General features: G+C 38.0%; 23 protein-coding genes and 1 tRNA gene. 7 read left to right on the top strand and 17 right to left on the bottom strand.

The window, feature by feature from the left end; all coding sequences use genetic code 11:
- Positions 1–80 precede the first annotated feature (80 nt).
- On the bottom strand, positions 81–1,331 hold the full coding sequence (gene nusA / locus ACQ334_RS20655; RefSeq protein ID WP_430990167.1) for a transcription termination factor NusA: 1,251 nt from the start codon (positions 1,329–1,331) through the stop codon (positions 81–83).
- Between the two features lie 55 nt (positions 1,332–1,386).
- On the bottom strand, positions 1,387–1,851 hold the full coding sequence (gene rimP, locus ACQ334_RS20650) for a ribosome maturation factor RimP (RefSeq protein WP_430990166.1): 465 nt from the start codon (positions 1,849–1,851) through the stop codon (positions 1,387–1,389).
- Positions 1,852–2,114: 263 nt separating this feature from the next.
- Here rimP and ACQ334_RS20645 point away from each other — a divergent pair, with 263 nt between their 5' ends.
- Positions 2,115–2,354, top strand: coding sequence for a hypothetical protein (locus ACQ334_RS20645; RefSeq protein ID WP_430990165.1), 240 nt, complete (start codon positions 2,115–2,117; stop codon positions 2,352–2,354).
- 53 nt (positions 2,355–2,407) lie between these two features.
- Here the strand turns inward: ACQ334_RS20645 and ACQ334_RS20640 are convergent, their stop codons facing one another.
- The 7 genes from ACQ334_RS20640 to rlmD all read right to left on the bottom strand — a co-directional run bounded on the left by ACQ334_RS20640 (position 2,408) and on the right by rlmD (position 9,526).
- Positions 2,408–3,022 (bottom strand): HAD family hydrolase, encoded by a 615-nt coding sequence (locus ACQ334_RS20640; RefSeq protein ID WP_430990164.1) that lies wholly within the window; start codon positions 3,020–3,022, stop codon positions 2,408–2,410.
- Positions 3,023–3,064: 42 nt separating this feature from the next.
- A tRNA-Ile gene (locus ACQ334_RS20635) sits at positions 3,065–3,138 on the bottom strand.
- Positions 3,139–3,436: 298 nt separating this feature from the next.
- Positions 3,437–4,927, bottom strand: a complete 1,491-nt coding sequence (gene cysS / locus ACQ334_RS20630; RefSeq protein WP_430990163.1) for a cysteine--tRNA ligase — start codon at positions 4,925–4,927, stop codon at positions 3,437–3,439.
- Positions 4,928–5,151: 224 nt separating this feature from the next.
- Positions 5,152–6,279, bottom strand: a complete 1,128-nt coding sequence (locus tag ACQ334_RS20625) for an endonuclease/exonuclease/phosphatase family protein (protein ID WP_430990162.1) — start codon at positions 6,277–6,279, stop codon at positions 5,152–5,154.
- A 50-nt stretch (positions 6,280–6,329) separates the two neighbouring features.
- A complete protein-coding gene (locus ACQ334_RS20620) occupies positions 6,330–7,307 on the bottom strand; it encodes a DUF6576 domain-containing protein (protein ID WP_430990161.1) in 978 nt (325 codons plus the stop codon).
- Positions 7,308–7,372: 65 nt separating this feature from the next.
- On the bottom strand, positions 7,373–8,023 hold the full coding sequence (locus ACQ334_RS20615; RefSeq protein WP_430990160.1) for a rhomboid family intramembrane serine protease: 651 nt from the start codon (positions 8,021–8,023) through the stop codon (positions 7,373–7,375).
- Between the two features lie 24 nt (positions 8,024–8,047).
- Positions 8,048–9,526 carry a 23S rRNA (uracil(1939)-C(5))-methyltransferase RlmD gene (gene rlmD, locus ACQ334_RS20610; RefSeq protein ID WP_430990159.1) on the bottom strand — a complete coding sequence of 493 codons (1,479 nt, stop codon included), beginning with the start codon at positions 9,524–9,526 and terminating at the stop codon, positions 8,048–8,050.
- A 129-nt stretch (positions 9,527–9,655) separates the two neighbouring features.
- Here rlmD and ACQ334_RS20605 point away from each other — a divergent pair, with 129 nt between their 5' ends.
- The 3 genes from ACQ334_RS20605 to ACQ334_RS20595 all read left to right on the top strand — a co-directional run bounded on the left by ACQ334_RS20605 (position 9,656) and on the right by ACQ334_RS20595 (position 13,852).
- Entirely contained in the window at positions 9,656–11,092 is a 1,437-nt protein-coding gene (locus tag ACQ334_RS20605; RefSeq protein ID WP_430990158.1) for a redoxin domain-containing protein, read from the top strand.
- 14 nt (positions 11,093–11,106) lie between these two features.
- Positions 11,107–13,056, top strand: coding sequence for a foldase protein PrsA (locus ACQ334_RS20600; protein ID WP_430990157.1), 1,950 nt, complete (start codon positions 11,107–11,109; stop codon positions 13,054–13,056).
- A 106-nt stretch (positions 13,057–13,162) separates the two neighbouring features.
- Positions 13,163–13,852, top strand: a complete 690-nt coding sequence (locus ACQ334_RS20595) for a porin family protein (RefSeq protein ID WP_430990156.1) — start codon at positions 13,163–13,165, stop codon at positions 13,850–13,852.
- A gap of 73 nt (positions 13,853–13,925) precedes the next feature.
- Here the strand turns inward: ACQ334_RS20595 and metF are convergent, their stop codons facing one another.
- Positions 13,926–14,879: a methylenetetrahydrofolate reductase [NAD(P)H] gene (gene metF, locus ACQ334_RS20590; protein WP_430990155.1), complete on the bottom strand. Its 954-nt coding sequence runs from the start codon at positions 14,877–14,879 to the stop codon at positions 13,926–13,928.
- An 84-nt stretch (positions 14,880–14,963) separates the two neighbouring features.
- Complete coding sequence (locus tag ACQ334_RS20585) at positions 14,964–15,617, bottom strand: hypothetical protein (RefSeq protein ID WP_430990154.1); 654 nt, start codon at positions 15,615–15,617, stop codon at positions 14,964–14,966.
- A 246-nt stretch (positions 15,618–15,863) separates the two neighbouring features.
- Here ACQ334_RS20585 and lptB point away from each other — a divergent pair, with 246 nt between their 5' ends.
- The 3 genes from lptB (at position 15,864) to fabG (ending at position 19,450) form a co-directional block, all read left to right on the top strand.
- Positions 15,864–17,054: an LPS export ABC transporter ATP-binding protein gene (gene lptB, locus ACQ334_RS20580; protein WP_430990153.1), complete on the top strand. Its 1,191-nt coding sequence runs from the start codon at positions 15,864–15,866 to the stop codon at positions 17,052–17,054.
- A 40-nt stretch (positions 17,055–17,094) separates the two neighbouring features.
- Entirely contained in the window at positions 17,095–18,612 is a 1,518-nt protein-coding gene (locus tag ACQ334_RS20575; RefSeq protein WP_430990152.1) for a GH3 auxin-responsive promoter family protein, read from the top strand.
- An 82-nt stretch (positions 18,613–18,694) separates the two neighbouring features.
- Complete coding sequence (gene fabG / locus ACQ334_RS20570) at positions 18,695–19,450, top strand: 3-oxoacyl-[acyl-carrier-protein] reductase (protein ID WP_430990151.1); 756 nt, start codon at positions 18,695–18,697, stop codon at positions 19,448–19,450.
- Here fabG and ACQ334_RS20565 read toward each other — a convergent pair whose 3' ends face one another.
- The 6 genes from ACQ334_RS20565 to ACQ334_RS20540 all read right to left on the bottom strand — a co-directional run bounded on the left by ACQ334_RS20565 (position 19,451) and on the right by ACQ334_RS20540 (position 24,523).
- On the bottom strand, positions 19,451–20,194 hold the full coding sequence (locus ACQ334_RS20565) for a DUF2490 domain-containing protein (RefSeq protein WP_430990150.1): 744 nt from the start codon (positions 20,192–20,194) through the stop codon (positions 19,451–19,453). It abuts the gene before it with no gap.
- Positions 20,195–20,231: 37 nt separating this feature from the next.
- Positions 20,232–20,870 (bottom strand): carbonate dehydratase, encoded by a 639-nt coding sequence (can, locus tag ACQ334_RS20560; protein ID WP_430990149.1) that lies wholly within the window; start codon positions 20,868–20,870, stop codon positions 20,232–20,234.
- Positions 20,871–20,886: 16 nt separating this feature from the next.
- Positions 20,887–22,494, bottom strand: a complete 1,608-nt coding sequence (locus ACQ334_RS20555; protein WP_430990148.1) for a SulP family inorganic anion transporter — start codon at positions 22,492–22,494, stop codon at positions 20,887–20,889.
- 14 nt (positions 22,495–22,508) lie between these two features.
- Positions 22,509–23,165: a carbonic anhydrase gene (locus ACQ334_RS20550; protein WP_430990147.1), complete on the bottom strand. Its 657-nt coding sequence runs from the start codon at positions 23,163–23,165 to the stop codon at positions 22,509–22,511.
- Positions 23,166–23,273: 108 nt separating this feature from the next.
- Complete coding sequence (locus ACQ334_RS20545; protein ID WP_430990146.1) at positions 23,274–23,645, bottom strand: hypothetical protein; 372 nt, start codon at positions 23,643–23,645, stop codon at positions 23,274–23,276.
- Between the two features lie 119 nt (positions 23,646–23,764).
- Positions 23,765–24,523 carry an enoyl-CoA hydratase/isomerase family protein gene (locus ACQ334_RS20540; protein WP_430990145.1) on the bottom strand — a complete coding sequence of 253 codons (759 nt, stop codon included), beginning with the start codon at positions 24,521–24,523 and terminating at the stop codon, positions 23,765–23,767.
- Between the last annotated feature and the right edge of the window lie 4 nt (positions 24,524–24,527).

Here is a 24,527-nt window from a genome sequence, read left to right as displayed (position 1 = left end):
GTACTGGTGCTAATTCATTGGCATATCGTTTTGATTTAACCAATATATTATTCTAACAATATCGCTTTGCCTGTTTTTCATTACTCTTTACTGAATTCTTCTTTCAAAATCCTTCTTACTTCTTCAATAGTTTCTTTTTCAAGATCTGTTCTTCTTTCCAGTTCTTCTGCGCTAAGGTCTAAAACTGAACGGCCGGTATCGCAACCTACTTTTTTCAAGGCTTCAATTACCCATGGTTCAATTTCATCTGTAAATTCATCCAGGTCAATATCAAATTCTTCAACCTCACCTTCGTTGTCACGGAACACGTCAATTTCAAAACCGGTTAATTCGCAGGCTAATTTAATATTAACACCTCTACGCCCGATGGCTAAAGAAACCTGGTCTGGTTTAAGATAGACATTGGCATGTTTAGCTTCCATATCCACATCCATGCTGGTAATTTTTGCAGGTGTTAAAGAACGCTGAATTAATAACTGCGTGTTAGCAGTCCAGTTAATCACATCAATATTTTCATTTTTCAATTCTCTTACAATACCATGGATACGGCTACCTTTCATACCTACACAAGCACCTACCGGATCGATCCTGTCATCATAGCTTTCTACTGCTACCTTGGCTCTTTCTCCCGGGTCACGTACAATTTTCTTCACTACAATCAGGCCATCAAATATTTCCGGTACTTCTATTTCCAGTAATTTTTCCAGGAATGAAGGACTTGTTCTTGATATGATGATTACTGCCTGGTTATTTTTTAATTCTACTTTTTTTACAACCCCTCTTACGGTTTCGCCTTTTTTGAAATAATCGCTTGGTATCTGTTCGGATTTAGGTAATAACATTTCATTACCTTCTTCATCTAATAATAATACTTCTTTTTTCCAAACCTGGTATACCTCACCACTAACTATATCACCTACACGGTCTTCGTATTTTTTAACCAGTATGTTTTTCTTAAGGTCGTTGATACGTGCAGCCAGGGTCTGTTTACCGGCTAAGATGGCACGGCGGCCAAACTCTTTCTGTATATCCACTTCTTCATATAACTCTTCACCTACCTGGTAATCAGGTTCAATCTTAATGGCATCTTTATACTCAATTTCAGTAAGGGTATTATACAGATCATCATCGTCAACAATCGTACGGCGACGGAAAATTTCCAGATCACCTTTCTGATCATTTACGATTACGTCAAAACACTCGTCACTACCATACTTTTTTCGAATCAGTGTTTTGAATACATCTTCCATTACTTTCATCAACGTTGGACGATCAATGTTTTCTGCTTCTTTAAACTCCTGAAATGAGTCGATTAAGTTAATACTTGCCATATTCCTCGCCAGCTCACTTTTACTTTCCCAGCTGGTATGGGTTTTTGTTATATAATTAAAATTTAATCAGCACCTTGGTTTGTTTAATATCGTTGAAACTGATAACCGGGTTTACTGTTACAGCTTTTTTTCCTTTGCCTTCAGTATACTCTATTATTATCGTTTCGTCAGTAACCTCTTTTAAAATACCTTCTTTTTTTTCATCGTCGTTGGTGGTTACTTCCACATTTCTGCCGATATTTTTTTTATACTGCCGCAACAATTTCAGCGGCTCATCCACGCCGGGGCTGGATACTTCCAGGGAAAAATCCCCATCGGGATACAAACCCATTTCTTCCATCACTTTATACAATGCCCGGTTTATTTTTATACACTTTTCAATGCCTAACCCACTATCTGCATCTAAGTAGATCTTAAAATTATTGGTAGGTTTTATTTTAATGGATACCAAAAAAATATCATCTACCAGCAATGGTGCAATTAGTTTTTCTACTGTTTGAATCTGTGTTTCCGCTGTCATGGTAAAAGAAGAAGGGAACGATCCTCGTTCCCTTCATTTGCGTCATTGTCCGGTGCAAATATATGCAATAGCTATGTAATTGCCAAACTGTACCTGTAAAAGAGTGTTTCCCACAGCGGCGCCAAGGCCAAAAAGGATTTAATTCATTAATTCTTTCTTTGTGTTTTTTATAGCTTCGTGGGAAATGACCGGAGAAACAGGTTTTTTGCCAGGCATAAATTTTAACAGCCTTGCATTGGTGAGTTTAATAACTTTGTGTTATTATGTTAAAAGCATTATTTGAATTATTTATATTGTACCTGGCGTACAAATTTATTTTTGACTTTATTATTCCTGTTTATCAAACTACTAAACAGGTAAAGCAAAAGGTGAATGAAATGCAGCACAATATGAACGAGCAGGCTAAAAAGCAGCAACAACGGGACCAATATACTTCCACCACCAGCCAGGCATCTGCCAAGCCTAAAAGCGACGACTATATTGAGTTTGAGGAGGTGAAATAACAATTGGCAATACGCAATTGGCGAGATAGCAATCAGCAATAAAAATCACAACGCTACAGTTGCAGGTTTTCCACCCTTTCGTGGGGCAGGAGCAAATGCGTATGTATTCCAACAGATTTGGCTCCTTCAATATTGTTGGGCAGATCGTCTATAAACAGGGTTTCTCCGGCCTTAATTCCTGCATCTTCCAGTACAAATGTATAAGCATCGGCATAAGGCTTGCGAAAACCAATAAGGTGCGAATAGTAGGCTTTGGTAAAATAAGCATCCAGGCTGGGTTTGCCGGTATCTTTTGTAAAAATTGTTTCAAAAGCGGTGAGGTGAATACTGTTGGTATTACTGAACAAATACAACTTGTACTTTGTGGCAATTTGTTCTAAAAATGCCAGGCTTTCCTTTCTGAAATCGAGGAACAGCGCATTCCATGCTGTTTCTATCTGCTCATTAGTAACAGGGTTTTTACTAATAGATTTGATCTTGTCGCAAAAAGCTTCTCCCGTTATTTTACCCATTTCCAGGTTTTCAAATACCGGATCCATTTTTAAAGGGGAATAATTACTTTTAAAATCCTCAAAACCTAATGCTTCAAAAGCACGGATGGTTTTGCTGTAGTCTATATCCAGCAACACATTGCCCAAATCGAAAATGATATTTTTGATATTTGCCATGGTATAAAATAAAAACGCCCCGAAAAATTCCGAGGCGTTTTGTGGGCCCACCAGGGCACGATCCTGGGACCCCCTGATTATGAGTCAGGTGCTCTAACCAACTGAGCTATAGGCCCTTTCTCTATTTCTAAAGAAATTATTTTAAGTTTTACTGTTGGTTGCAGTAAACTGATTTTTTAAGAACTTACTTTCTTTGTCCTAAGCCCCTGATTATGAGTCAGGTGCTCTAACCAACTGAGTCCCGATGTATATCGGGAGCCCTTCTTAATTTAACTTAAGAATATTTTAATTAAATCACTGTTGGTAAAGTGATCTGTTTTATAAGAACTTTTGCAGTTTTAACATCAATAAAACTGGTTTTAAGGCTGCAAATATAATCAAAGCTATTTGATTATGCAGCGCCATTATAAAAATTTAAGCCGTCCAACTCACACCGCCGTCTTTTTCATCTTTTAAATTAATGCCCATGGCACCTAACTGGTTCCTTATTTTATCTGATGTGGCAAAATCTTTTCTCGATTTGGCTTCTTTGCGGATCTCGATGAGCAAATCCATTACGCCGCTTAATGCACCGTTGTTATTTGCTGTCATTGCCTTTAATCCAAAAATATCTTCTAAATAAGTTTTAAAACCTGCCTGCATTTTTAAAAGTGTAGCAGCAGAAATGGCGTCTGCTTTTATCAAACCGTCTTTTATGGAATTGATCACCGGTGCCAGTTCAAACATATTGGCCAATACTTTTGCAGTGCTCAGGTCATCATCCATAAATTCCTCAAATTCAGCTACAAATTTCAACACTTTAGTTTCCAGTTCTGCGTCGCTTGCTTCGCCCTGATTACCTGCAGCTTGCAACTTATTCAGCACTTCGTAGGCTTCCCATAATCTCTTCAGTGCTTTTTCGCTGGCCTCCAATCCGGAGCTGCTAAAATCCAGCGGGCTGCGGTAATGGCTTTGCAGGATGAAAAACCTGATGACCATGGGGTGAAACGCCTGCGTAAGCAATGGATGATTGCCACTGAACAGTTCGGTAAGTTTAATAACGTTGTTATAACTCTTACCCATTTTTTTACCATTGATGGTAATCATGTTGTTGTGCATCCAGTACCTAACGGGGCTGTGATGGTTGCAAATAGTACTTTGTGCAATTTCGCTTTCGTGGTGTGGAAACTGAAGGTCCATACCGCCTCCGTGTATATCAAACTCGGCACCTAAATATTTTGTTGCCATAGCGGAGCACTCAATATGCCAGCCGGGGAAACCCACGCCCCAAGGGCTTGTCCAACGCATGATATGTTCGGGAGCCGCATTTTTCCACAATGCAAAATCTGCCCGGTCTCTTTTTTCTTCCTGGCCGTCCAGCTCCCTGGTGGTTTCTAACAAATCGTCAATTACCCTGCCGCTAAGCTTACCGTAATCATGTGTGGCAGCATATTTTTTTACATCAAAATATACTGAGCCATTTACTTCGTATGCATATCCTTCTTTAATGATCTTTTCAATCATGTTGATCTGCTCTACAATATGGCCGGTAGCCGTTGGTTCGATGCTGGGTTCCACGCAATTGAATTCCTTCATAGCCCAATGGTACAGGTTAGTATATTTCTGTACCAGTTCCATTGGTTCCAGTCTTTCTAAAACTGCTTTTTTAGAAATTTTATCTTCTGCCTCCCTTCCTTCTTCTTCAAAATGCCCGGCATCGGTAATATTACGAACATAGCGCACTTTGTTTCCTTTGTAAGTGAGATAGCGGTACAATACATCAAAAGTGATATAAGGCCTTGCATGGCCCAGGTGGCTTTCGCCGCTTACGGTTGGTCCGCACACATACATGCCCACATGGCCGGGAGTGATAGATTTAAATTCTTCTTTTTGCCGCGTATAGGAGTTGTAAATTTTTAATGCCATTATTTTATTTTTTGTAGCAAGCTTTTATAAAACTTTCAGGCATTATCCCAATAACAATGGTATTTACCTGCACCGTTTATCTTTATTCAGCCCGTTAAAATTAAAGTTTCTATTTTTTATTCATCCCCGTAGTTGATGGGGTACAAAGATATTATACTATGCCCAAGGGCAACAGGAAAAATGATATGGAGAAAATTTATTCATCTGATGAATCAAAAATACAATTATTTTTTTAATTGGATGTCGGCAAAAATGGGGAAATGGTCGCTTAATTTTTTATCGATACGTGTATACTGTTCTACCGAAAAAATATCACTTACAAATATATTGTCGATACGCAGGGTAGGAGATATACCGGTAAAAGTGCGGCCTATGCCGCTTCCCTTTTCGGCAAAAGCATTTTGCAGGCCTTTACCAATGGTAGTGTAGGCATAGCTATTGGGCACATCATTAAAGTCGCCACATACCATTACCGGGTAGGGGCTTTTATTCATCTCTTCTTTAATTCTTTCTGATTGTGTTTTTCTTTTTGAGAAGCCGATCCTGAGTTTATAGATAAGGTTTTTAGATTCCGTCATATCCTGTTGTGATTTTATCTCAGGATTATCAATAAATTTTAAATTACCGGAACTGAATTTTAATGATTGCAGGTGGATATTAAAAACCCTGAAAGTGTCGGCCTCTTTTACAATATCTGTATACTGAAAAATGGAATTATAATCGTACGGATAGTAACTGATGGTTTGTTTATTGATAATGGGATATTTTGAAAAAGTGATGATTCCAAAATGATGATTGCCATCAAAATCAACCTTGCGGTTATAGCTGTAGTTAAAATATTGCATACCCATTTGCTGCATCATTTCGGGAACATAGTTAATAGCATTGGGTACACTATCACTCCCCACCATTTCCTGGAAGCAGGCAATATCAGGCTGGTAATCGTTTACCAGTTGCAGCATTTCTTGTTTTTTTTCGGGATGTGTTTTATGCTCCAGTATATCAAAATGCTCCACATTCCAGCTCATCATACGTATAGCAGCAGCCTGCTTTTGTTGTGTAAATGAAGATGAAAACCGCAAAGGAACAATGTTGGTAATGGGCTTGTAAGCCAGTATAATTGCAGCAAATGAAATTAAAGACCACCCTGGTTTTACAAAAATCCAGAAGATAATAAATACAATTAATAAAAGCAGTAAATAGAAAGTGGCCAGTGTAAGAAAACCCAGCGGCCACCAATATTGAGGATTAAATAAACCGCCGTAACAACCCAATAAAAACAATACCGCCAAAATAATATTGGAGATAATGAAAAATTTTTTTGTTAACCTGCGGAATAGGCTGTTGGGCATTGTATAAAGATAACGTTTAGTGCCCTAAAAAATTTCAAATGAAAAGTTAACTACAGCTCTTCTTCTGCCGCCCTTTTTAAAATGTTCTTTTCTTCGTCGGTAAGAAAATGGTAGCCCCGCTGACTGATCTTATCTAATATTTCGTCGATGCGCTGCTGCGTTACATTTGCAGTTTTGCTATAAGGCTGCCTGTTGCCAGTATTGTAAAATACTTTTTCTCTCAACGCATTTTCGCCATTTTTTTTATCCGGAGTTGAGAGGTTAGTGATCCACTCATAAAAATTGATCATCCATGCACTCAGATCTTTTCCTTTTCTTAATAAAACAACAAATAAAAAGCCCATTAAACCGCTACCTAAAATAGCAAAACTATTAGCGCTCTCTAAAGAAAAAGCCATAATAAGGTTTATCAGAATAAATAAACCTGTTAAAACCCAAACCGGAATTCCCTTACCAAGGTGCCTGAATAAGCGATAGTTGGGTGATAATGTTGTTACAGCAACTGCCAGTGCAGCCGTACCTGTTTGCGAGCCCGTAAGATACCAGGTAGGGATATGCACCCTGAATGCTGGTATGGTATACATTGCGGTGATATAAAAGATCGCTCCCAGTATACTGCCATAGATGTAGATAGGAAAAATAAGCCTGTTACCCGACAGATCCTGCAGTATATAACCAAAAGCCCATAACCAAAGCATACTGCTGAGCATAGTGAGCATTAATGGAAAAGTATCCACAATTCCGCCCTGCGAAAACATAAAAGTAAAAAGTGTCCATGGTGCTTTACTTAATTCAGCCAGGCTTGCCGGTAATGCAAACCAGTGTATGGCATCAAAAGCCAGTACCTCCATATTGCCGCCTTCGTGTGTTGATAAATAGAAAACCCTGGTGAGGAGTATTAAAAAAAACACAATAATATTTATTGCCGCCAAAGCAAATAATGCATTGCCTGGTTGCCCGAGCGTAAATGAAAACCTGCTGCGGCTTGATAATTTTTTATATTCCTGGTAGCGGTCCGACTCTCCCATGATATTTTTCTGTCTTTTTCGTCAGGTTAAATTTACTAACAATTATACCAAAAGATTGTTAAGAGTTAGTAGAACGTTTTTTTATTTGTTTTATTCCAGATAATGACCAAAATAAAGCCCATTACTAAACCTCCAAGGTGTGCATAATGCGCTACATTATCAGCACCGCCGGGATGAAACCCGCCAAAGAGATCTATTGCTGCATAAATTGCCACCATGTATTTTGCTTTTATAGGGAAGGGAACCGGGATAATAAAAAACTCTGTATTTGGAAACAAATAACCAAAGCCTGCTAACAAACCCATTATTGCTCCGGATGCCCCTACAGCTATTCCATCTGATAAAAACAGTTGTGTAACGCCGGCTGCCAATCCACAGATCAAATAGAAGATCAAAAATTTTTTGGGCCCCCAAACCCTTTCCAGCGCAGTACCAAACATCCATAAAGCGTACATATTGAAAAGAATATGAGAGAAAACCACACCACCGGCAATATCATACGAAGAATGGGCAAACATATAAGTAACCAACTGGTAAGGTTTAAATTCTCCGGTATTAAAAGAAAACAACGCAATTTTTTCAGTAAGCCAAAATGGATGCTCTGTTGATTTGTCAAGTGCTAACTGGGCAAGCCAAACTAAAATATTAATAATTAATAAATTCAACACCACTGGTGGTATACGCTGAATACTGTTGCCCGAATTATTATAAGCCATTATGTAAAGTTAATTGTAAAAAAATTATTTTAATTGCAGCAATGCCACGCATTCAATATGGTGCGTATGTGGAAACATATCTACCGGTTGAATTTTTTCTACCGTATATTTTTCGCTCAGCAACGCAATATCCCGGGCCTGGGTAGCAGTATTACAGCTTACATAAACAATTTTAGGAGCCGCAATCTCTAAAAGTTTGCTTACTAATTTATCATGCATCCCGGCCCGTGGCGGATCGGTAATGATCACATCCGGTTTGCCATGCGTTGCAAAAAAATCATCGTTGCAGATCTTAATAACATCACCGGCAAAAAATTCGGCGTGGGTAATATTGTTTAATGCCGCATTTTCTTTGGCGTCTTCAATAGCCTCTTCAATTACTTCTACCCCGATAATTTTTTTGGCCAGTTTACTTACAAAAATGCCGATGCTTCCTGTGCCGCAATACAGATCGTACACTACTTCATTACCGGTTAAGCCTGCAAAATCTCTTGTAACGGTATATAATTTTTCTGCCTGTTTGGTATTGGTTTGAAAAAATGATTTGGGTGAAATTTTAAAGGTGAAATCTTCCAGCTTTTCCAATGCAAACCCTTTTCCAAAATATACCTGCGGTGTAAGGTCGTAAATGCTATCGTTCCATTTTGGATTGATAGTGTACAACAAAGTGGTTATTGATGGTACCTGCTGCAACAAGTGGTCCAGCAAATTTTTCCTTGCTGTTTCATCTTCATAATTCAATACCATGTTCACCATTAACTCTCCTGTGGTGCAGTTGCGGATAACGATATTGCGTAGCCAGCCGGTATGCTGCCTGATATCGTAAAAAGAATACCCGTTTTGCAAAGCAAATGCCCTGGTGGTATTGCGGATGGTATTATTCACGTCATCCATCAGGTAGCATTCGTTGATATCAATTATTTTATCAAACAAGCGGGGAACGTGAAAGCCGAGAGCGCCTGCCCCCCAGCCCGCTGAAGGGGGAGCTAGAGATTCTGCGGTTGGTAAAATGCTTTCGTCTCCGGTGCTTTCTTCCGCCTCAATTATATTTTGTTCATCCATTTCACCCGGCAGCAGGTATCTTTTATTGCTGAAGGTAAATTCCAGTTTATTGCGATAGTGTTTATCATCATCTGCTCCGATAATGGGCAGCATTTCTGGCAGCGTCACTTTTCCTATGCGCCTTAAGTTCTGCTCTACTTCCTGTTGTTTATACTGCAGTTGCTTTGCATAAGGCAGCATTTGCCATTTGCAACCACCGCAAACGCCAAAGTGCTGGCAAAACGGTTCTACCCTTTCTTTTGAGTATTCTTTTATTTGCTGTACCCTGCCCTCGGCCCAGTCCTTTTTGTTTTTGGTAAGGAATACATCGGCCACATCGCCGGGCACGGCACCGGAAATAAAGATCACTTTGCCGTCCAGTTTTGCCAATGCCTTTCCCTCTGCTGCATAATCGGTAACTAAAACGTTTTCGAGTATGATTTTCTTTTTTTGTTTTTTCACGGCAGCAAAAATACCTTATTAATCGTCATTATTGGTTTGTTAACGATTTGTAATTGTTAAAACTGCCTGCCGGGGCGTATGACAGATTAATCAACGATTTTAAATACATTTGCTATCCTTAAAATAAGTATGAAAAAATATATCCTTTTCCTTTTTGCAATTGTTGCCGGAGGCCGTGCTATGGCCCAGGGCTATCAGATTACTTTGCAGGCACCGCAATTTAAAAGTGGCATTGTTTACCTTACCTATTATATGGGGCCCAATTTAAATGTTGCCGATTCTGCCGCCATGACTAATACCGGTACAGCCATATTTAAGGGCAACAAAAAATTACCGGGAGGTATTTATGTAATTGTATTACCTGGTAAACGCCTGAGAACTGATTTTTTAATTGATAAGGAACAAAGGATCAATGTAAAGACAGATACTACCGATCTTCTTAACAAAACTATTGTAACCGGCTCTAAAGAGAATGTGTTGTATGTACAATACCAGAAATATGTAGCTAAAAAGGGTAAACAACTGGAAGATGAAAGAAAGGCCTACATCTCCTCCACCAATAAACTGGATTCTTTACAGCACGAGGTAACTTATAACTTATACAATGGCGAATTAAATACTTACAGGGAAGGCATCGTTAAAAATCAGCCCGGTTCTATGATGGCCGTTTTATTAAAAGCTATGAAAGAACCTGCAGTACCGATCTTAATGCCACAAACAAGAGAAGACAGTCTGAAAAATTATAATTTTTACAAAAGCCACTACTGGGATGGTGTAACTTTTATGGATGAAAGGATAATACGCACACCATTCTTTTTAAAAAGACTGGAGCGTTACTACCAGGAAGTTGTACCGCAATCCTCTGACAGTATTATCAAAGATGTAGATTATAAATTGTTGCTTGCAAGAAGCAATCCCGAGATGTTTAAATTTTTATTGAACTGGGTAACGGATGAATATATTAATCCTAAATACATGGGCCAGGATGCGGTATTTGTTCACCTGTTTGAAAAATACCATAGCCAGGGCGTAAGTAACTGGCTTAACGAAAAACAAATGGAATCGATCAGCCGGAGAGCTTATATGCTGATGGCGAATTTAATAGGTGAAAAAGCTGCTAACCTGGAAATGATCGATAGCAGTGGTAAACCTTCCCCGCTTTACGATGTAAATGCAGAGTATACCGTAATTTGTTTCTGGGACCCTAACTGTGGCCATTGTAAAGAAGAAGTGCCCCGTTTAGATTCTATTTATCATGCCAGCTGGAAAAATCATAATGTAAAAATTTATGGGGTGCTTACTCCGGATGATAAAGAAAATGCAAAGCCGGAATGGGAAAAATTTATCACCGAACATAAACTGGGTGAGTGGACACATGTATATAAAACCAAGGCTATGGAAGATGCGGATTATGCTGCACAAAAACCCAGCTTCAGGCAGTTATATGATATTAACCTTACACCAACTTTATATTTATTAGACAAAGACAAACATATCATTGGTAAAAAGCTTACCATATTTCAGCTAAACGATCTGCTTGAAGTAAAATGGAAAACCAAACCTTAAAATAGTAACTACTGATGAAAAGAATTCTATTGCTCTCGGCCTTTGCGTTCAATGCTTCTTTGTTGTTTTCCCAAACTCTTTTTACTTATGGTGGTACTGCTGTAACCAAAGAGGAGTTTTTACGTGCCTACAACAAAAATAAAAGCGCCTCCGATGATAAAGAAAAAGCACTGAGAGAGTATCTTGATCTTTATTCTAAGTTTAAATTAAAGGTAAAAGCCGCCCAGGATATGCAGCTGGATACATTGCAACAACTAACCAGCGACCTGCAAAACTTCCGCACCCAGATTGATGAAACCTACCTGAATAACGATGATGCTTTAAACGGATTGATAGAAGAAGCTTTCCTGCGTTCGCAAAAAGACCTGCATGTAATTCATTTTTTTGCTGCACTGCCTGAAAAATCGGCTGTTGAAGATTCTTTAAAAGTGGTTAAGGCAATGCAGGAAGTATATACAGGTTTGCAGGGTGGAAAAAAAGAATATGAAAAACTGGCAGCAGACGTCTCTTCAAAATATGTAACTGTAAATGTAAAAGCCGGGGATATTGGTTATATCACTGCTTTTTCTGTTCCTTATGAGTATGAAAATATTATTTATGCTTTAAAAAACGGAGAAGCAAGCAAAGCTTACCGCTCAAAAAATGGTTTACATATTTTTAAAATTGTTGATGAAAGAAAGGGGGTGGGCAGATGGAGAATTGCACAAATAATGGTGGCCACGCCTCCGGGTGGTGATGCTGCAGCAAATACCAGGATAGCCCAGCAAAAAGCTGATTCTGTATATTTAAGAATAAAAGCCGGTGAAGATTTTGGAGAACTGGCCAAGCAATATAGCGATGATAAACTTACTTACATGTCGGGTGGTTTAATGCCGGAATTTACAGTAGGAAAATATGAAATGCCTTTTGAGCAGGAAGTATTTAAGCTGGCAAAAGACGGCGAAGTATCAAGACCATTCCCTACCCAATATGGGTTTCACATTGTAAAAAGAATAAGTGTTCAGCCTGTGCAAACTAATAAAAGCGATGCTGCCTATATGTATGAAATAAAGCAAAAGGTATTGCAGGACAGCAGGGTGAATTCGGCTAAAGAGCTATTCACCAAATCTGTTGTAAAGCTGGTAGGATATAAAAAAAATATTGCAGTAAAAGATGCTGATCTGTTTCGTTATGCGGATAGTGTAGTGGCTAATCCTGCATTAAATGGTGCCAGGGAATTTCCAATAAGCAGTAAAGTAATTTATAGTTCTGCCAAAGGCAATATCAAAGGAAGCGATTGGTTGAGTTTTATAAGAGAGTATAAAACCAACCCCGAAATTTATAAAGGTGAAAGCAATACTGCATTACTTGACAAATTTATTACTTTAAAATCAGTGGAGTATTATAAAAATAACCTGGAAGAATATAATCCTGAATTCCGTTACCAGATGGAAGAATTTAAAGAAGGCAATTTATTGTTTGAAGTAATGGAAAGAAAAGTATGGAGCAGTGCTGCCAACGATACCACAGGTTTACAAAACTATTACAATGCACATAAAAATAAATACCAGTGGGGCGCAAGCGCAGATATAATAATTTTTAGTTGTAATAATAAAAAAGTTGCGGATGCAACACTTGACGCATTAAAACAAGGCAGGTACTGGAAAAAAATTGCAGAAGAAAGTAATAATACTTTGCAGGCAGATTCGGGCCGGTATGAATTAGTGCAGATTGCTTTAGCTGATGGGGTGAAAGCCACAGCCGGAATGGTAACTCCTGTGAATGTTAATCCCTCTGATGGTACTGCCGGCTTTATTAAAATTTTAAAACTGCACCCGGCCAATGAGCAACGCTCATTTGAAGAAGCCAGGGGACTAGTAATTAACGACTATCAAAGTATACTGGAAGAAAAGTGGATGGAGGAATTAAAAAGCAAATACCCGGTTAAGGTAGATGAGGCTGTTTTTCAGTCCTTATTGAAATAATGACAATTCTATTACAGAAAAAAAGCCTGCCATAACAATCTAATGGCAGGCTTTTTGCGTCTATAGTGCTTTATCAATGTTTTTAATTTAATCTAAACTTAAGAAAATGAAGAAAGTACTTACCGGAATGGCAGTGTTGTTTATTTGTGCCAACGCCAATGCACAGTTGTTTTACGCACAGGGTGGATTGAACCTTGCCAACATTACCAAAACAAATGACGGGCACACAGAAAAAAATAATATGCTGGCCAGTTTTAATGCCGGCTTTATGGGCAGGTTTGGTTTATCTAAAACCGTAGATCTTGAAAGTGGTTTATTATTAACGGGGCATGGTTCAAAAGCCGAAACTTATTTTAACGGTGGTAATGATTATGTAAAATCTACTTTTAATCCATTGTATGTTGAGCTGCCGTTAAATCTTGTAGTAACTGTGCCACTCGAAAAAACTTCGGGCATATTTTTTAATGCAGGGCCGTATATTGCTGTTGGTGTTGGTGGTAAATCCAAAACCGATTCTAAATTTGGCCCCTTAACCGCATCATCAAGTACGTCTATTAAATTCAGTAATGATGATCCGTTTACTTCTCAGCAGGATGATGCAGCTTATGATAAACTAAAACGTTTTGATTATGGGCTTAATGTTGGTGGTGGTTTTAAACTGGAACATTTATTACTGAAAGTGAATTATGGTTTTGGCCTTGCTAAAATAAATTCTACTGAAAGCAATAATACAGCTAATGATAAAAATAAATACCGCACGTTAAGTTTTTCCGTAGGTATTCCCTTGGGTAAATAAATAGTTGACGACGGTATTCAAAAAGAAAGAGGCCTTTAAAAAAGGCCTCTTTCTTTTATGTTTATGCTTTTTATTATACCAGTTCTTTTACTACATCAGCAATAATATTAGGCCGGCCCAACGTGTAATAATGCAAAACCGGCACGCCGAATTTTTTTAATTCTTTTGATTGCTGCAATAACCATTCGGTGCCTACCTTTTCAACATCTGCATCTGTTTTGCATTTCAGTATTTCGTTGCTTAATGCTGTTGGCAGGTCTATATGAAAAACTTTAGGCAACATTGTGAGTTGCTTAATGCTGTAAATTGGCTTTAAACCCGGGATAATGGGAACAGTAATACCAATATCACGACAGGCTTTTACAAAAGCATAATATTTTTCATTGTCAAAAAACATTTGTGTAACAATATAGTCTGCACCCATGTCTACTTTATGTTTCAGGTACTGCAGATCACTATCCATATTAGGTGCTTCAAAATGCTTTTCGGGATACCCGGCAACGCCAATACAAAATTTGGTGTTGGAAGAATTTTTAAGATCTTCTTCCAGGTAAATACCTGCATTTAAATTTACTACCTGTTTTAAAAGATCGCTGGCATATTTGTGGCCTCCATGTTCAGGTTCAAAAGTGCTTTCGTTTTTAGCAGCGTCTCCTCTTAATACCAACACATTATCAATACCAAGGTAATGCAGATTGATCAGTGCGTCTTCGGTTTCATTAATATTAAAACCGCCGCAAATTAAATGGGGTACTGTATCTACACTATATTTATTCATAATGGCCGCACAAATACTTTCGGTGCCGGGGCGCTTACGTACTACTACTTTTTGAAAACTGCCATCCGCATTTTTTTTAAAAACATGTTCGCTGCGGTGATAAGTAACATTTATAAAGGATGGTTTAAATTCCATCAGGGGGTCTAAATGCTTATACAAAGATTGTATGCCTTTACCTTTTAAAGGGGGGAGAATTTCAAACGATATTAAGGTACCTTTTGCTCCGTTAATGTGGTCTATTACTTTCATTCGTTTCAATTAATGTGCAAACATAAGTAAGCTGGCAACATTATCAAAACACTATTAGTAAAAGAAAGTTGCAAAGAATACAGGTTAGTATTCAATTTTATCAAGAAATAATGTACTAAACCGATAATAAACCCAACCACCGCCAATGCCGGGTTTTGATATAAAATATTGTTTTCTTACGATCCATGCATATTCATTGTACCATATCTGATCAACATTGTAGGTGAGTTTAAACCCTTCATAATAATTTGCCGGTATATCTCCAATGCCTGTTGGCAATGTATCTTTTACAAGTTTTACAGTAAAATCTTCTGCAGATCCATTGTTGAAAGTGTTATAGGTATCATTTACTGCTGCCGGGTCTTTACAAAGCAAATAAGATTTATTGTTAGTGTATTGATATAATCCACCTGGCTTTTCGTTCAATAAAAAAACAGTGGTATCTGTTGCCACATCAACTATATTAAGCCATTTTTCTCCTCCTAAAACATCCTCACTTTTGGCTTTTAAAGTTAGTATAACAGAAGTATGTATACCTCCTCCGGCACCCGGAGTATTGTAAGTGTAATAATGGTAGGTCCATACCGTGCCTAGTTTAGGTTTTTGCTTAACAGGTATTACACTGCCGCCACCATCTATAAGGCCATTTATTTCCTTTTGGCATGAGGCGCATAAAAAACCCATCAGCAGTGATATTAATATAGTTCTTATCCTGTTGGAGGGTTTAAATAGTGTCATGTATAAATATTTTGCGGGAGATAATCTGAGATGCCTGTAGGTAAATTTACGTCAGCGAGTCCGTAAAACAAAACCCATATTGTTTAAATAATCATTCGTTTAAGAGAATGTAAAACATTTTTTATAGTTCAAAACACAGTAGTGGGAGGTAAAAGTTAAGAAACACAGGGGTAATAAACTGTTAAGAATAGCAATTAAAAAAATGTAATTACATGAATCGCTTATTTTTGCAGCAAATAATTTTTTTTGAGCCTAACTATACAAACAAAAAACCTGGTAAAAATTTACGGCAGCCGTACTGTGGTAAATAATGTTTCCTTTAATGTAAAACAAGGAGAGATCGTTGGTTTGCTGGGGCCAAATGGTGCTGGTAAAACCACTTCGTTTTACCAGGTGGTAGGTTTGGTAAAACCCGATGAAGGCGAAGTATTTTTAAACGATATCAATATTACCAAACTGCCCATGTACAAAAGGGCGCAAATGGGTATTGGCTATTTACCTCAGGAAGCTAGTGTGTTCAGAAAATTAAGTGTGGAAGATAATATCAGTGCCGTATTGGAAATGACCAAACTTAGCAAAGCCGAACAAAAAGAAAAATTAGAAAGTTTGCTGGATGAATTCCGTTTGCAGCGGGTGCGTAAAAATAATGGTGATACTTTAAGTGGTGGTGAAAGGCGACGAACAGAAATCGCACGTGCCTTAGCGGTGGACCCTAAATTTATTTTACTGGATGAGCCATTTGCCGGTGTGGATCCTATTGCGGTGGAAGATATACAAGCCATTATTGCCAAACTGAAATTTAAAAATATTGGTATCCTTATTACCGATCATAATGTAACTGAAACATTGTCCATTTGCGACAGGGCTTATCTTTTAATTGATGGCAAAATATTTACGCAGGGAACAGCTGAAGAGCTTGCTGCCAATGAGCAGGTAAGGGTGAGGTACCTTGGCAGAAATTTTGAATTGAAGAGAAAGGACTATCTGCATGATGAAGCTGCAAATTCGCAACATGATATTTCATCTTCAAGGTTAGCTTCGCTTTTAGCTTATGCTACTGAAAAAATAGATTATTTCAGGCAAAGCATGCAGTTATTCAGCCAAAGTAAAACTGATTATTTATTATTTAACGATCTTAAAGATTTTGGTTCTTCATTTGAAGAAACCTCCCTTGCACTGAAACGCTTTGCTGCTGATAATAGTTTAAAAAATCTGTCCATATTAGCTGGAAAAATAGAAGATAAAAAAATTCCTGAGAAAGTAAAGCTTTCAACTATGGATATTGTTGCCGGCAATTTGTTGCCCGCTATTCTAACTTCCTTTTTGGGCAACGTATCCGAACTGGCCGATATATTTGATGACACAAAAGTATTACTTACTAAAAGCAAGAATATTGTGGAGAACCCTGCATTGGATGATTTAATATCACCTGAATAATAAAGTCGTTTTTGATTTGCTTTTTGTATTTTGCTTTTGAATGAAACTTCTCTCCCCCATAATTTCAAGGCTTGCCCGTAACCGTTTTTGGCGTATCCAAAACTGGAGCAATCACCCGGTAGCTGCTCAGAGACAGGTATTACAAGACCTGGTAACTGCAGGGCAATACACCGAGTTTGGCAGAAAGTATCATTTTGCAAAACTGTTTACCCTTAAAGAGTTTAAAAAAAATATACCTATACAGGAATATGATGATGTAAAACCCTTCATCAACCGCATGATGGCAGGAGAGGATAATCTTGTATGGAATACACCTGTTAAATGGTTTGCAAAATCTTCGGGCACCACCAGTGATAAAAGCAAATTTATCCCGGTAAGTGATGAAAGCCTTGCCGATAATCATTTTAAAGCCAGCAAAGATGTGCTCACCAATTATTACAATAATTTTCCCAGCAGCGACCTGCTTACGGGTAAAAGCCTGGTGATCGGCGGTTCTCATCAACTGAGTAAAGTGAATGAAGAAATTCAGATTGGTGACCTTAGTGCGGTACTGATGCAAAACTCCCCTTTCTGGGGCCAATGGATTCGTACACCGGAATTAAGTGTTGCGCTGTTAGATGAATGGGAAAATAAAATTGAACAACTGGCACAAATAACCGCCGAAGAAAATGTAACCTCACTGGCGGGCGTGCCTACCTGGACTTTAATTTTATTGAAACGCATTCTGCAAATAAAAAATAAACAAACCATTAAAGAAGTATGGCCCAACCTGGAGCTGTACATTAATGGCGGCGTTTCTTTTGTACCTTATAAAGAACAGTTTGATAAGATCATTGGTAAAAAAATAAATTACCTGGAAATATATAATGCCAGCGAAGGCTTTATTGCAGGGCAGGTAAAGCCTGATGATGATGGTTTATTATTATTTACAGAGCATGGTATTTTTTATGAGTTTATGCCCGTAGAGGAATACGGAAAAGAAAAACCTGTTACAGTAGGTTTAAAAGATGTGGAGCTTAATAAAAATTATGCATTGGTCATTAGTACCACCGGCGGTTTGTGGCGTTATTTAATTGGCGACACGGTTATTTTTACTTCTATCAATCCTTATAAAATAAAAGTAAGTGGCAGGCTGAAACATTATATGAATGCTTTTGGCGAAGAAGTAATTGTAGATAATACGGATAAAGCTATTGCCATTGCCTGCGAAAAAACCAATGCACAGGTAAGTGATTATACTGCTGCACCGGTTTATTTCAGCGATAATAATAATGGCGCTCACGAATGGCTGATAGAATTTGAAAAAGCACCCGATAACATTACTGCATTTACTTACGAACTGGATAATGCACTAAAAGATATCAACAGCGATTACGAAGCCAAACGGCATAAAGATATTGCCCTGCGACTACCCGTTGTACATATATTGCCTAAAGGAAGTTTTACCGAATGGCTGAAGAGCAAAGGAAAATTAGGCGGGCAGCATAAAGTGCCGAGGTTGAGTAATGAGCGAATAATATTAGAAGAAATTCTTGCAATAAAACACAAGCTTGCTTGAGAGAAAATAAATTCTTCGTGAGTGCTTTGTCAATACTACTGAATAGAATTACTTTTGCTCACTATAAAAACAAATACAACACATGAAACTTCTCGAAGGAAAAACAGCCATTGTAACCGGTGCTGCACGTGGCATTGGCGAAGCGATTGCATTAAAATTTGCAGAACATGGCGCTAATGTAGCGTTCACTTATGTAAGTGACAGCAGCGCTGAAAAAGCAAAAGTGTTAGAAGAAAAATTAGTGGCGTTGGGTGTTAAAGCTAAATCTTACCAAAGCAATGCCAGCGATTTTGCAGCCTGCGAAAGTTTTGTAGCAGATGTATTAAAAGAATTTGGTGCGGTTGATATTTGTGTAAATAATGCTGGTATCAGTAAAGATAATTTGCTGCTACGCATGAGCCCTGAGCAATTTGAAGAAGTAATAAAAGTAAACCTGAACAGCGTATTTTATATGACCAAGCAGGTAATAAAGCCGATGATGAAAGCAAGAAGTGGCTCTATCATCAACATGAGCAGTATTATTGGCGAAATGGGTAATGCCGGTCAAAGCAGTTATGCCGCCAGCAAAGCAGGTGTAATTGGTTTTACAAAAAGTGTGGCTAAGGAACTGGGCAGCCGCAATATCCGTTGCAATGCTATTGCCCCGGGTTTTGTAGAAACCGACATGACAAGTTATTTAAAAGACGGTGAAGGTGCTGAAAAATATAAAGCCGGTATTCCTTTAGGGAGGTTTGCCAGTGCCGAAGATATTGCCAATGTAACTTTATTTTTAGCCAGTAACCTAAGCAGTTATGTTACCGGGCAAACAATAAGTGCCTGCGGCGGACTGAATATTTAATTACAACGATAGATAAGTTGCTAATACAGCACCATTATTGCGCTGCATAATGGTGCTGTTGTTTATACGCCTGCCTTGTTGCAATGTTTGGTTAAAGTAACCGCCTTCTACCGTAATATTTTTATTGAACTTAAACCCTGCTAATAAAAAAATGCGGTTTTGATCGAAGATATTCACACCCACATTTTTACCTGCGCCAATAAATATTTCATCTGCAGCAACCGCATAAAACTGTTGTTGATTTTTTGCCCATAAAGGCAATTGCATGCGGCATTGATAACGAAAGCGGTTTAAATAAGTCCAGCCTTCAATATCCCTATCGGTATCTGCTTTTACCCTTCCCAGCCAGCGCTGTTCAATTCTAAAACGATTGGTAATGCTTAGTTTATTAATCACTTGTTTTATTACTGCCTGTTCAAATATCCGGTGTTCAGGAAAAGTGCCATTTGCTGCAAGCGGATAGTCGCCGTAAGGAAATGTTTCGGCCTCGGCATATCCTAAGGCTACGCTTACATTAGTATTTAGTTTATATTGAAAAGCTGTTCTAAATAAACCTTGTTGCCAGTTTTTTAATCCGTCGGTACGCCGCCATTGATATTCTACCAACCAGTCCATTTTTTTATTAATGGCTTTGCTTACAAATAATTGTGCCCAATTCGTATTGTTGTTATCGCTTACCCGGTCGTTTTGTGCCGCACAATAATTTGAAACAAACAGTAACGCAATAAAAATTTGTTTTTTCATATTCAGACGAACGAAATGCTTTTAATTTTATGCATTTCTATTTATACATTTCAAATCTGTAAATAGGGTCAATATCTTCTCCACCGTTATGTATTACTGAAAGGTCTTTTACCAAACCGTTATGTACGCCATATACCCAACCATGTAAATGCAATTCTCTTTCTGCCCATGCTTCCTGCACTATGGTTGTTTTAGCCAGATTTCTTACCTGTTCAATTACATTCAGCTCTGTTAGCTTATCTTCTTTTTCTGCCTGATCTGTTATAGCATCAAGCAAAGCCTGGTTAGTATGGATGATGTCTTTTATATTGCGCAGCCAATTATCTACAAAACCATGATAAGTATTGGTCATCGCTGCTTTTACGCCACCGCAGCCATAATGGCCGCAAACAATAATATGCCTTACATTCAAAAACTTTACAGCATATTCCAATACACTCAATAAATTACTATCGGTATGCACCACCAGGTTTGCAATATTGCGGTGCACAAATATTTCACCACTTTGTGTGTTGGTAATTTCGTTAGCCGGCACACGGCTATCGCTGCAACCTATCCACAGGTAATCGGGCTTTTGGCCTACCGATAGCTTATTAAAAAAATCCGGGTCTTGCAAAAGCATGGTTTTTGCAAACAGCTTATTTCCTTCTAATAATTTCTGGTATGAGTCCTTCATGGTAAAAATGATTTTGTTAGTGCAAAGATTGCACATTCAACTCATTTTCTATCCTATATTGTTCTTTAAATCCTTCCAACTTACAATTTATATTTTTAAGCGGTGCTTTAATATCCCTGAATTCTTTGATCAATTCCAGTACATCAAAATCAATATAATCTGTAGCTGAAGCATCAATCGTAATAGCAGAGTTTGCCGGAATATTATCCAACGTTTGCCTGATGGCCGCTTTGTTTAAAAAGGAAACCTCTTCCGATAATTTGATTTTTATAGAGTCCCCGTCATGGTGTTTATCCTTGTGAAAAAAGTAAGAATTCTTAAGATTGCCATGCAAAATAGCGCCGAATGCAGCAATGATTCCTGCAACTACACCTATCAAAAGCCCTTCGCCTTTAACCGCAGGTATCAAGCCAAATAAATCGATACAGATGATAGTAAGCACCGTTACAAAAAATGGAATGTACTGGTACTTACCTGTTTTTATAACCTGTGCGAATACCGATAATTTACACAGTTTATAACCCGTTAACAATAATATTGCCGCCAATGCTGCTCTTGGAATAAGGTTGATTAAAGTAGGCAATGCGATTACACTTAACAACAATAAAAAGCCATGAAAAATTGTAGATGCTTTTGATTTTGCACCAGCATGCAAGTTGGCACTGCTACGCACAATTACACTGGTAATAGGCAAGCCGCCAACTAACCCGGCAACAGTATTGCCAATGCCTTGAGCCAGCAATTCTCTATTGGTATTTGTTACCCTGCGTTCGGGATCGAGGTTATCAACAGCCTCAATACTTAGTAAGGTTTCTAAGGATGCAATGATTGCTATCATAATACCGCTGATAATTACTTTGCTGTTTAAAAAACCATTGAAATCCGGCAAGGTAAAAAAGCTAAAGAATTCTGAGGCACTATTAGCCGCTTTTATTTGCACCAGGTGATTGCCTGATAAAGTAAGTGCCGGGCTTGCAGCCTTAAAGATTTCATTAATTAATATTGCTACAATAACCGCCACCAATGCACCAGGAATAAACTTCACTCTTTTTTTAATAAATGGTTTATCCCATACTATCATAATTATTATAGAGAGGATGCAGATAAAGAGTGCCCCCAGATCAATATGATGCAGGGGCCTTAAAAATTGATGCCAGGGTTCATCTCCCAGGGAAAACATTTCAGACAGTTCGCCTTTTACTTCGGTATCATAACCTGCGGCATGCGGTATTTGCTTGGCAATAATTAAAATACCAATGCTGGTAAGCATGCCTTTAATTACGCTGGACGGAAAATAATTGGCTATGCCGCCGAGGCGGGCAAGGCTCATTAATATTTGTAAAATACCAGCTATTAATACGGCGCATAAAAAAAGATCAAATGCGCCAATATTAGCAATAGAAGCAAATACCAATGCTGCCAAACCTGCAGCAGGGCCGCTTACACTAAGTTTTGAACTACTTAGTGAACCAATTACCACACCACCGATAATACCGGATATTAAACCACTAAAAAACGGTGCGCCGGATGCTAATGATATACCTAAACACAGCGGTAATGCCACTAAAAAAACCACCAGGCCCGATGGCAGGTCTGTCTTTAAATTCTTAAAATTAAAACTCATCGTTATTTTGGATTTTAAATATTAACTAATTCCTTTTCCTCTTTTTTCTTTTTGGTTAGATTTTTGAAAAAATCCACTTCACCTGATTTTACATCATAAACGCCGCCAACAATTCCTATTTCTCCCTTTTCAAACAGGTCTCTTACGATGTCGCTATTAGTTAATATTTCTTCCAGGCTATTTTCTACATTGGTATAGGCTACTTTGTCGCTAAATAAATAATCGGCGCCATCACTAAGCAGGGCTTTGCTTATTGATGGTTGTATCTTTTTTAAAAGTCCGGTAATGTTACCATCTGTTACTCCTTTTTCTGCGCTTTTAATAGCGCCGCATTGCGTATGGCCTAATACCATTAATAATTTAGAGCCCACGTATTTTACAGCATACTCCACACTTGCCAGGATATCGTTGTTGACAATATTACCAGCCACCCTTATACTAAACAAATCGCCAAGGCCCTGGTCAAAAATTAATTCTACTGAAGTGCGGCTATCCATGCAACTCAATATTACAGCAACAGGATATTGCCCTTCAATTTGTTCATTGATCAATGCAAGATGGTCGTGATCGGTGTTAAGATTATTGACAAATCTTTTATTGCCTTCTAATAATATTTGATATACTTTGTAAGGAGTAAGGTCTTGTAAATACTCTTTTGAATGTTTTCTCATTTTAAAATAATTTATAGGTTTTCCGAATGCAAAACGCACCGGAATAAAATAATCACACGCTATAGCAAGCAAGCTTAGCTTTTACTTAAAAAAATTATAACTTATAAATTAGGCACGGTTTGGGGGAGGAACGAGAAGTTCGCCGTGAAAAGCAATGTAGGTATCGGCATTTTCGCACTTATGGTAAGTGGAAATTATTGTGAAATAGTGCTGCTCTTGAATTTCATGATGGTGCAGGTATTCTTCAGAAAAAGAACTACCACTTGGTGCTTTTTCTTCTGTAGTAGAATTATTGGGAGAAGATTCCTCTTCATTGGTATCAGCAGATTGAGATTGATTTTTTTCAATCTTATCTTTTTTAGCCACAGTACCAGGAACAGTAACAAACGCTGTACTTATAGTAAGCCAAAACAAGGTCAATATCATAAATATTGCCGAGCAATTTTGGAAAAAGCTATATGTTTTTTTGTTTGTATTCATGTAAATGAGGTTGCAAAATACCTCATTTGAAGTTTTTAGCCAAATGATTAATGTGCTAAAAGCAATAAATTAACTTTTAGATAATAAAATTTTACACAATGCTTACAAACTAAATATTTTTATTTAGACTTAAATTTTGCGATGGCCGTTTTGGAAAACGTACTTAATACTAACCGTCCACTAACAGCTGCCCTTTCTTTTAATAATTCATCCCAGTGCTCAGTACCTTTCCAGAATATTTTTTTCATTTCGGCCATTGCCTGCGGCGATGAATGAGATAAAGTGTTGGCTAAGCGCTGAATGGATTCATCCATATTCTCTATATTTTCGTGCACTTCAGCAAACATACCTTTACGTTTTGCCCAATCGGCATTACGCCACATGGTAGCATCAATAGCCAATGCGCTAAACGCTGCTGATCCTATTTTTCTTTCTACTGCTGGCCCTACTACAAATGGCCCGATACCAATAGCCAGTTCACTCAATTTTAATTCTGCTTTATCTGTTGCAATAGCATAGTCAACCGAAGCAGCAAGACCAACGCCACCGCCTACACATTTTCCTTGTATACGGCCAATGATAAACTTGGGGCATTTACGCATGGCATTAATTACACTGGCAAAACCGCTGAAAAATTTTAATCCCTCTGCTTCATTTTTAATATCAATCAATTCATCAAAGCTGGCGCCGCTGCAAAAGGTTTTATCGCCGGCACTTTTTAAAATAATTATTTTGGTATCATCATGTGTTCCTGCAAAATGAATTTCTTTGGCCAGTTCTTCTAAAATTTTACCAGGTAAAGAATTGCTTTGCGGATGAAAAAATTCTATCGTGTTAATGCCGTGCTCAATATGGCTTTTTACATATGCTTCTGTCATAACA

The sequence above is a fragment of the Ferruginibacter sp. SUN106 genome (genome assembly GCF_050611765.1).
Lineage (GTDB): Bacteria > Bacteroidota > Bacteroidia > Chitinophagales > Chitinophagaceae > Ferruginibacter.
Note: the sequence above shows the minus strand (reverse complement) of the source record. Positions and strands in the feature narration are given on the sequence as shown.

Bases quoted from the DNA above. Each gene is read 5' to 3' on its own strand.
- nusA (WP_430990167.1), bottom strand. From the start codon at position 1,331: ATGGCAAGTATTAACTTAATCGACTCATTTCAGGAGTTTAAAGAAGCA.
- rimP (WP_430990166.1), bottom strand. From the start codon at position 1,851: ATGACAGCGGAAACACAGATTCAAACAGTAGAAAAACTAATTGCACCA.
- ACQ334_RS20645 (WP_430990165.1), top strand. From the start codon at position 2,115: ATGTTAAAAGCATTATTTGAATTATTTATATTGTACCTGGCGTACAAA.
- ACQ334_RS20640 (WP_430990164.1), bottom strand. From the start codon at position 3,022: ATGGCAAATATCAAAAATATCATTTTCGATTTGGGCAATGTGTTGCTG.
- cysS (WP_430990163.1), bottom strand. From the start codon at position 4,927: ATGGCATTAAAAATTTACAACTCCTATACGCGGCAAAAAGAAGAATTT.
- ACQ334_RS20625 (WP_430990162.1), bottom strand. From the start codon at position 6,279: ATGCCCAACAGCCTATTCCGCAGGTTAACAAAAAAATTTTTCATTATC.
- ACQ334_RS20620 (WP_430990161.1), bottom strand. From the start codon at position 7,307: ATGGGAGAGTCGGACCGCTACCAGGAATATAAAAAATTATCAAGCCGC.
- ACQ334_RS20615 (WP_430990160.1), bottom strand. From the start codon at position 8,023: ATGGCTTATAATAATTCGGGCAACAGTATTCAGCGTATACCACCAGTG.
- ACQ334_RS20605 (WP_430990158.1), top strand. From the start codon at position 9,656: ATGAAAAAATATATCCTTTTCCTTTTTGCAATTGTTGCCGGAGGCCGT.
- ACQ334_RS20600 (WP_430990157.1), top strand. From the start codon at position 11,107: ATGAAAAGAATTCTATTGCTCTCGGCCTTTGCGTTCAATGCTTCTTTG.
- ACQ334_RS20595 (WP_430990156.1), top strand. From the start codon at position 13,163: ATGAAGAAAGTACTTACCGGAATGGCAGTGTTGTTTATTTGTGCCAAC.
- metF (WP_430990155.1), bottom strand. From the start codon at position 14,879: ATGAAAGTAATAGACCACATTAACGGAGCAAAAGGTACCTTAATATCG.
- ACQ334_RS20585 (WP_430990154.1), bottom strand. From the start codon at position 15,617: ATGACACTATTTAAACCCTCCAACAGGATAAGAACTATATTAATATCA.
- ACQ334_RS20575 (WP_430990152.1), top strand. From the start codon at position 17,095: ATGAAACTTCTCTCCCCCATAATTTCAAGGCTTGCCCGTAACCGTTTT.
- fabG (WP_430990151.1), top strand. From the start codon at position 18,695: ATGAAACTTCTCGAAGGAAAAACAGCCATTGTAACCGGTGCTGCACGT.
- ACQ334_RS20565 (WP_430990150.1), bottom strand. From the start codon at position 20,194: ATGAAAAAACAAATTTTTATTGCGTTACTGTTTGTTTCAAATTATTGT.
- can (WP_430990149.1), bottom strand. From the start codon at position 20,870: ATGAAGGACTCATACCAGAAATTATTAGAAGGAAATAAGCTGTTTGCA.
- ACQ334_RS20555 (WP_430990148.1), bottom strand. From the start codon at position 22,494: ATGAGTTTTAATTTTAAGAATTTAAAGACAGACCTGCCATCGGGCCTG.
- ACQ334_RS20550 (WP_430990147.1), bottom strand. From the start codon at position 23,165: ATGAGAAAACATTCAAAAGAGTATTTACAAGACCTTACTCCTTACAAA.
- ACQ334_RS20545 (WP_430990146.1), bottom strand. From the start codon at position 23,645: ATGAATACAAACAAAAAAACATATAGCTTTTTCCAAAATTGCTCGGCA.
- ACQ334_RS20540 (WP_430990145.1), bottom strand. From the start codon at position 24,523: ATGACAGAAGCATATGTAAAAAGCCATATTGAGCACGGCATTAACACG.